This window comes from uncultured Campylobacter sp. (assembly GCF_938017615.1).
Taxonomy (GTDB): domain Bacteria; phylum Campylobacterota; class Campylobacteria; order Campylobacterales; family Campylobacteraceae; genus Campylobacter_B.
This window is the reverse complement of sequence record NZ_CALIJA010000107.1, coordinates 1-6,387: the sequence shown is the minus strand read 5'-3', so window position 1 is coordinate 6,387 and position 6,387 is coordinate 1. Positions and strand designations below refer to the sequence as shown.

The following is a 6,387-nucleotide window of genomic DNA, read 5'->3' as shown; positions in this document are numbered from 1 at the left end:
TAATTCTTTTTAAACTCACACTTTTATTTTAAAAATTTTTAAATTTTAAAATTTGGATGTTTTATCCTCGTTGCTTTCGGGGCGCACCAAGAATTTCAGATTTGATATTTAGCTTGTTGCAGGAAGTCAAAACGAATAAAGCGCTCGTCGTCGTTAAAATGCTCCACAAGGCGACGCATCTTAGTGGGGCGCTGCGGAGTACCAAAGATTTACGAGCCGTTTTGGCGCGGCTCGAAACAGCGCCTCATCAATATGACGAATGCAGGCTCGGTTTGAGCGTCATTTTATCGCGATTTGAAATAGCTGGGGCTCATATATAGAGCGAATTCGCGTCTCAGTTTGCGGCTCTGCCTATGAAATTTACGGCCAAAAACATCTCGCAAAATCGCCTCGGATTTTAATCCTTAGTAACGATCGTACCGTTTTGTATTTCGTGCACGCAGACATTTCTGTACAGCTCTTTATCGCTATCTAAAGTATAGTAGTGCGTTGTTACTGTGCAGCGTAAATCGGCGTCGATGACGAACTCCTGCTTGGCGCGCATCGGCGGCTTGCTTTTACCGCAGTGCACATAATCGACGTAAATTTCGCGACAATCGCTTATACGAAATGCGTCGTTTAAAAGGCACATAAAAACATATTCGTGCCCGCGTTCGCTATATTGAAAATCCATCAGATAAAGCCTTAGCAGAATTGTTTTGACGCTCTTTTCTGGCAAACGACAAGCTCTTATGTCTTTGATCCTCTCCCAATACGCGCTTAGATTATCGATTAAAAAATTCTCCTTTACGAACGAAAACAGCTCATTTTTATCAAGTAAATTTTTATCGATAGCTGCTAAGGGCGAAATTTCTCCCGGATAGCGAATCGGCAGTTGCGCGATCGGTAGATCGTCGTAAATATCTTTCATACTCTGATAAATCTCTGGCTGCGGCGCATCGTCTTCCTTGACCGCAGCATTTTCCATGCCGCATAGCGCAAGTAGGCACAGCAAAAATATCCACACCTGCTTCATAGCATTCCCCCTTGTTTCGGTCGTGATCCCTTTTCTCCTAATCATACTGAAAATTTTAAAGCCTTATTAATATGAAGAAAAAAAGATCAAAAATCAAAGCGCCCTTTTTACAACCACTCTCGCACTGTCTTTTTCTACCCTTGCTTTTGGGTTAATTTAATCCGAATCTTCCTCTTGTGTGAAACGGACGATGCGCTGCTATTCGTCTTCCGTAGCCTTTTCAGTGAAGCTAACGATGCGCGGAGCTGCGATGCGCGCGTAATCCTGTGCGTTTAGGATGATCGAGTGATCGAGCAAGCCCGCGTTGAAAGCGATCTCATCAAAGCGTCCGAATAGCGACGGATCGGCGATTAGCAGCAGCTTGTCGTGGAAGCTAAAAGGCGGCACCGAGCCGATGACGCAGTCCGTGAGATCGCCCACTTCATCGGAGCTTACGAGCGATGCTTTCGTGCCGCCGAGCCCCTCTGCCAAGCGCTTTAGATCGGTTTTATGATCGGCTGCGAAGACCGCTAGGACGTAAATTCTGCCGTTTCTACCCGCGGGTTTGTCGCTAGGAAGCTTCAGCTGCTGCGGTACGTTTGCGCAGATTTGATCGGCGGTTAAAGCTAAATTTCCCGCGCAGGCGCCGTTTTCGCAGCCTTGAGCGGTTGCAACGCAAGAAGCGTTGGGGTTTTGCGCGTCATTGGCGTTTGCTAAATTTAAATTTTGCGCGAAAGAGATTTGCCCATCCTTAAAGCCCTTGATCGTGCAAACCAGCGCCTTTGCGCCTTGTCCTAGCTGCGTGCCGCGGATTTTGGCGACTTCGGCGGAGGTGCCCGCGCTTTCGTGAGCTATGACGCGGAAGCGCGCCCCCTGCTGCGTCAAAAGCTCTTTTAGGCTTTCAAAAATTCTCTCTGACATGCTCTCTCCTTATTTTTGCAAAATTATACTGAAATTTTAACCAAATGACCCATTGATGCCGAAATTCCATTCTTCGCCGTAGAATTTGTCTCGCCTGCGCGCAAAACCATTGCGCGATGAAAAATCTATTGCGCGGCGGAAATTCCGTCACGTATAAGCTCGGTTCGCCCTGCTTCTTGCGAAATTATTTCATCTTGCGGATTTTAGGCTCTTTGCTCTCTACGAGCTCGTAAATTTTAAGCTCGACCTTGACGTCTTTGGGCGCTAAAATTCTAATTTCGCCCGAAGTGTAGAAAAAAGGCGCTCCAAGCTCATAATAGACCCATTTTTTTTGCTTCTCGGTTTTGCACAGCATCAGCGTTTGAGCAAGTTCGTTGCCGCCGCTAAACTCGTAATAAAGCCCGTCCGCGCCCTCTTTTTGCTCTATTTTGCCGCCGATCAGATACGCGTCGTTGCAGTCGGCTTCGATCTCTTTTGAAAAGACCGCTTCGACCTTAAACTGCTGCGGCGGCATCTTTGACGGCGTTAGCTCAAAGACGTTTAGCTGCTTTTGCGCTTCGCCGCCGAATAAAAACAGCGGCAAGAGGAAGAATAAAACGCTTTTTCTCATACTTTACTCCTTGAAAAGATATTTTTATTTAAAATTTTAGCAAAATTTTTACTCATTAAACTGAAATTTCAATCGACTTTGTTTTTATCTGTAGCAGATAATATTTTTTAGCGCCTCTGCCTCCGGTTTTAACGCCTCGCTATCGGTTTTTTGCGCGGCGCTCTTTTTGTTCGCTAAATTTTTGCTAGAGCTTTGCGGCGACGGCTTTTCGTGCGAGTTTAAAGCCTTGACGACGTCGCGCGATATTTCGCCCTGCGTCTGCACGGTGGAAATTTCGCCGCTAGTCCCGCCAGACTTGCTCGTGTGGCGGCTTAGCACGCTTTTGACGCTTATCTTTTCGCCTGCGTAAAACGCCTCGCAAAGCCCGCCTTGCGCCTCATAGTCCGTCACTTTGACGCTGTCTTCTTGAAATTTGTAAAATTTTACCCGTTTCGCTCCGCGTAGTTCCCGGGCTCCGCGCCATACGCTGGCCTCCGCGTCAAGATCCGCGAGCGCAAATGCGCCGTCTGCCGCCTTATACATATTGCCGAGCCTTATCGGTATGCGTTCGCCGCTCTTTTTGGTAAGCACGAAGCCGATCTTTTCGCCATCTTTTGGGTGTGGGCGGAACTGCCCCGAGAAAAATGCCGTGAAAAACGCGACCTCCTTGATCTCGCCGTCGGTGCCTAGGTATCTCGTCCAGCCATCTTCGGGCACGTCGATCTCGGCGACGTCTCGTCCGTCTTTTGCGCCGCATTTTAAGCCCGCGCAGCCGCTAAATGCTAATGCCGCAAGCGCGGCTAGAAATAGGTTTTTCATATTTTCCCTTCAAATAAATTTGTCTCAAAGCAGGGCGCTCAGGCACGTAATCCGTAGGGCATTATTTTAGGCTCGCGGGATAGCCGCTAAATCTCTCTATCCAGCCGTCCTCGCCGTAGAGCTCGCCGCAAAGCCCGTCCGAGAGCTCGGCTAGATTTTCGCCTGCCTCGTCCGCAAGCCGCCAGCGCTCGCTTTGCTCGAAAAAGCTTAGCGTCTCATGCAGGACGTGATCGGTAAGATGCGCGCAAAGCGTCCTTAGCGCCTCCCTTTGCTGCGGCGAAAACTCTGCTATCGATGCATACAGCCGCTCGCACCGAGCGCCTTTCATCCGCCCGCTCATAACCGCATCCAACCACGCCAGCGACCCGTCTCTGAGCTGTCGCACATACTCCTGCCCGAAACTCTGCAAAACATCCATTTTTCACTCCTTGCGTTTAAATTTTAAAATTTTTGGCGTCTCGCCTAAATTTAGATCGAAATTTACTTCCTAAGCCCGTTTAAGCTTTTTGCGTCCTAAATACGGCGCGCCGCATTCAACTTTTATAAAATTCTACTTAGCGAGCGCCGTTTTTTATCGTTTGCGCTGCTATTTTACCGCGCCGCAAAATTCGCGCTGCACCTCAAAGCCCAGCGCCGTTTAAATTTTAAAATCCGAAAGCTCGCGACCGAAATTTTAAAATTTAAGGCTCGATGAAATGCGTTTCGGCGCGATGGTATGCGCCGTTTGAAACTTTAAATTTTAAAAACTCGCACTTCGCCTCAAAGCCCGCTAGCGGGGCTAAATTTATTAAGCCGACGTTGCCCAGATACGTAAAAATCGCTGTCCGCTCGCCTCAAACGAGCACTCCTGCCAGTCCCAGTCGTTCTCGCCGCCCATTGCGAAATTTCGAGGCTCGCCTGATAGAGCCGCCGCGCTCAAAGCAGCCGTTATCCGCTCTTTCATAAAATCATCGGGCTCGCAGGACTTGAATTTTTCAAATTTTATCTCGTAAAGGGAGGCAAGCCCAAAGTCCGCGCGTACGAGCTTGCCGCACTGCTGCGCGAACTCTGCGGCGCTACATTCGTGCTTTGGGGCGTAGTACCAAACCTCCAGCTCCTCGATGCTTTCGCCCTCAAATTTTATGGATTTTATCATTTTGACCCCATTTCGATCGTCGCGGCGATTTTAAATTTCATTGCTTAATTTCACTTGCCCCATACGGCGCAGGTTTTGCACGCAAGATCAAACTCTCGCTATTCGGCGCAAGCGCGCTGCGCAGACAAATTTAAATTTAATCCGCCGCGCTTTAAATTTGCACGCCGAAGTCCGTCCACATCCCCTCTTTGCCTTTCGGCGTAAAATAGCAAACGACGTAGCAGAGCATTCGGTCTTTACAGTCGTATTTGGCTTCGAGAGCTTCGATAATGCGCGCAAATTCCTGCGGCGCTCTGCCCTCAAAGGCGTTTCGCAGCTCCTCTGCGGCGATATGTCGCGGGCTAAGGAGCAGATACGCCGCGCCGCCGTCCTCGTCCTCGCTGATGGCGCGTAAAATTTCATCGCTCGCGCGAACCCGCCAGTGCTCTTTGCCGTCCCATTCGCGCAGGCTTAAAAACGTCGTGCCGCCGTCAGCGTCCAAAGCCTTTTCGGTTGGAATTTGAGCGCGTAAGGTGCCTTCATTTAAGCTCTACTCGCTCGCGACCTCGATAAAAACGTCCGTTCCGAGCAGATAGCTGGTCCGCTCAAACTCGCTTTCGTACTCCCAGCCGTCAAATTTAGCGGCAAATTCGCGCACCCGCTCGTCCGCTTCTCAGCCGAACATCATCGCGTCGCTATCTGAAATTTTAACGATATAAGGCTCGTTCATGAGGTTTTCCAAATTTTATTGCGGCCCGCATTTTCCGTAAACCCACTCGCGAGTTTCGTTTAGCTTAAACTCGCCGTCCTTTAGAAAATACTGCTTGCTGCTTTTGATCGCGTTTTCGTCCGTAGCTATGTAATCGCCGATGAAGCCGCGATCCAGGACGTCGTGCGCTAAAATGCCCCGCTCAAAGACGTTTTGCGTCCTTTGCGTCTCGTGCCATTTGCCGCTCTCATCAGGCTCGCGCAGGATGATCGAGATGTTGTTGTCCGCCTCGTCGTAGTCGTAGATATACTCGTACTGCTTGCCGTCGGAAGCCGCGCGATTTTTTATCACGTTGCCGCGCGCGTCGTAGCTAAACTCGTTTTCAAACACGACCTCCCAGCGCTGCAGCTCCTCGCGCCAAAGCACGGTTTGCTCGCGCAGAGGCCTGCCTTCCTCGGTCTCCTCGTGCACGTTTTTGTAGTACTCTCTCCACTCGTTTTTTGCGGCGTCCCAGCGCGATCTTAGCTCGCTAAAGCGCCTATACTTAGGCTCGATCTTGCGCAAGATTTTTTCATCGCGCTGCCAGACACCGTCCTTCCATATAAAATTTATCTCGCTGCGCGTTCCGTCCGCTGCCGTAAAGACGGTATGTTTTTTAAGCGGTACCCATTTGCCGCGCCACGCGTAGCCTTCGGAGCCTGCGTAAACATCGCCGTTGTAGTGATATATCGATTTTTCGTACGGAGCCCATTTTTTCGCTTTAGCATCCCATTCATAGGTCGCTACGAAATTGTTTCTGTCGCTTTCATCGACAATCCTTTTTGTAAGGTGCGTCGGCGTCCATCTGCCCTTTTTTAGCGTGAAATTTTGCAAAATTTCCGTTTTGCCTTCGCGCTTTTCGACGGCTTTTTCACCCTCGTATAGCTTGCCGTCCTTTTGCAGACTAAAATAAATTTTCGAGCCGTCAGCAGCGATCTCCTGCTTGCTTATCGCCGTTTCGCGTAATTTGTTTGTATTTGCGTCCCAGTCATATTCGACATTTTCGATCTCGCGCTCGCCGTTTTCGTCAAATTTGCTAAAGCTTTTCGATACGGACGCTCCCTCTTCGCTGCTTTTTCTGTAAATTTTTTCTAAGCGGCGGGTTTTGGCGTCGTAGTTTTGGTTCACTTCATATTCGTAGCTCGGCACGGCGCCACCCTCTGTTTTGTAGCTCGTCTTTTGTAGGCAAATTTTATCCGTTC

General features: G+C 49.4%; 8 protein-coding genes. All 8 read right to left on the bottom strand.

The genetic code is table 11. From position 1 onward, the window contains the following. Positions 1 to 397 precede the first annotated feature (397 nt). Complete coding sequence (locus Q0620_RS05675) at positions 398 to 1,060, bottom strand: hypothetical protein (protein WP_298783665.1); 663 nt, start codon at positions 1,058 to 1,060, stop codon at positions 398 to 400. Between the two features lie 153 nt (positions 1,061 to 1,213). Further along, the gene (locus tag Q0620_RS05670) at positions 1,214 to 1,915 is read right to left on the bottom strand and encodes a YbaK/EbsC family protein (RefSeq protein WP_298783663.1); all 702 of its coding nucleotides are present in this window, start codon (positions 1,913 to 1,915) and stop codon (positions 1,214 to 1,216) included. Positions 1,916 to 2,099: 184 nt separating this feature from the next. Continuing rightward, positions 2,100 to 2,525 carry an ecotin family protein gene (locus Q0620_RS05665; protein ID WP_298783661.1) on the bottom strand — a complete coding sequence of 142 codons (426 nt, stop codon included), beginning with the start codon at positions 2,523 to 2,525 and terminating at the stop codon, positions 2,100 to 2,102. Between the two features lie 84 nt (positions 2,526 to 2,609). Further along, on the bottom strand, positions 2,610 to 3,323 hold the full coding sequence (locus Q0620_RS05660; RefSeq protein WP_298783659.1) for a hypothetical protein: 714 nt from the start codon (positions 3,321 to 3,323) through the stop codon (positions 2,610 to 2,612). A 61-nt stretch (positions 3,324 to 3,384) separates the two neighbouring features. Continuing rightward, complete coding sequence (locus Q0620_RS05655) at positions 3,385 to 3,741, bottom strand: hypothetical protein (protein WP_298783657.1); 357 nt, start codon at positions 3,739 to 3,741, stop codon at positions 3,385 to 3,387. A gap of 369 nt (positions 3,742 to 4,110) precedes the next feature. Continuing rightward, positions 4,111 to 4,458, bottom strand: a complete 348-nt coding sequence (locus Q0620_RS05650) for a hypothetical protein (RefSeq protein WP_298783655.1) — start codon at positions 4,456 to 4,458, stop codon at positions 4,111 to 4,113. 151 nt (positions 4,459 to 4,609) lie between these two features. After that, positions 4,610 to 4,939, bottom strand: a complete 330-nt coding sequence (locus Q0620_RS05645) for a hypothetical protein (RefSeq protein WP_298783653.1) — start codon at positions 4,937 to 4,939, stop codon at positions 4,610 to 4,612. 243 nt (positions 4,940 to 5,182) lie between these two features. Then, positions 5,183 to 6,387 (bottom strand): hypothetical protein (locus tag Q0620_RS05640; protein ID WP_298783650.1); only part of this gene is annotated, 1,205 nt, incomplete at its 5' end.

What these genes read in the sequence shown, in the direction of transcription:
- Q0620_RS05650 (WP_298783655.1), bottom strand. Translation starts at nt 4,458, where the DNA reads ATGATAAAATCCATAAAATTTGAGGGCGAAAGCATCGAGGAGCTGGAG.
- Q0620_RS05665 (WP_298783661.1), bottom strand. Translation starts at nt 2,525, where the DNA reads ATGAGAAAAAGCGTTTTATTCTTCCTCTTGCCGCTGTTTTTATTCGGC.
- Q0620_RS05670 (WP_298783663.1), bottom strand. Translation starts at nt 1,915, where the DNA reads ATGTCAGAGAGAATTTTTGAAAGCCTAAAAGAGCTTTTGACGCAGCAG.
- Q0620_RS05655 (WP_298783657.1), bottom strand. Translation starts at nt 3,741, where the DNA reads ATGGATGTTTTGCAGAGTTTCGGGCAGGAGTATGTGCGACAGCTCAGA.
- Q0620_RS05660 (WP_298783659.1), bottom strand. Translation starts at nt 3,323, where the DNA reads ATGAAAAACCTATTTCTAGCCGCGCTTGCGGCATTAGCATTTAGCGGC.
- Q0620_RS05675 (WP_298783665.1), bottom strand. Translation starts at nt 1,060, where the DNA reads ATGATTAGGAGAAAAGGGATCACGACCGAAACAAGGGGGAATGCTATG.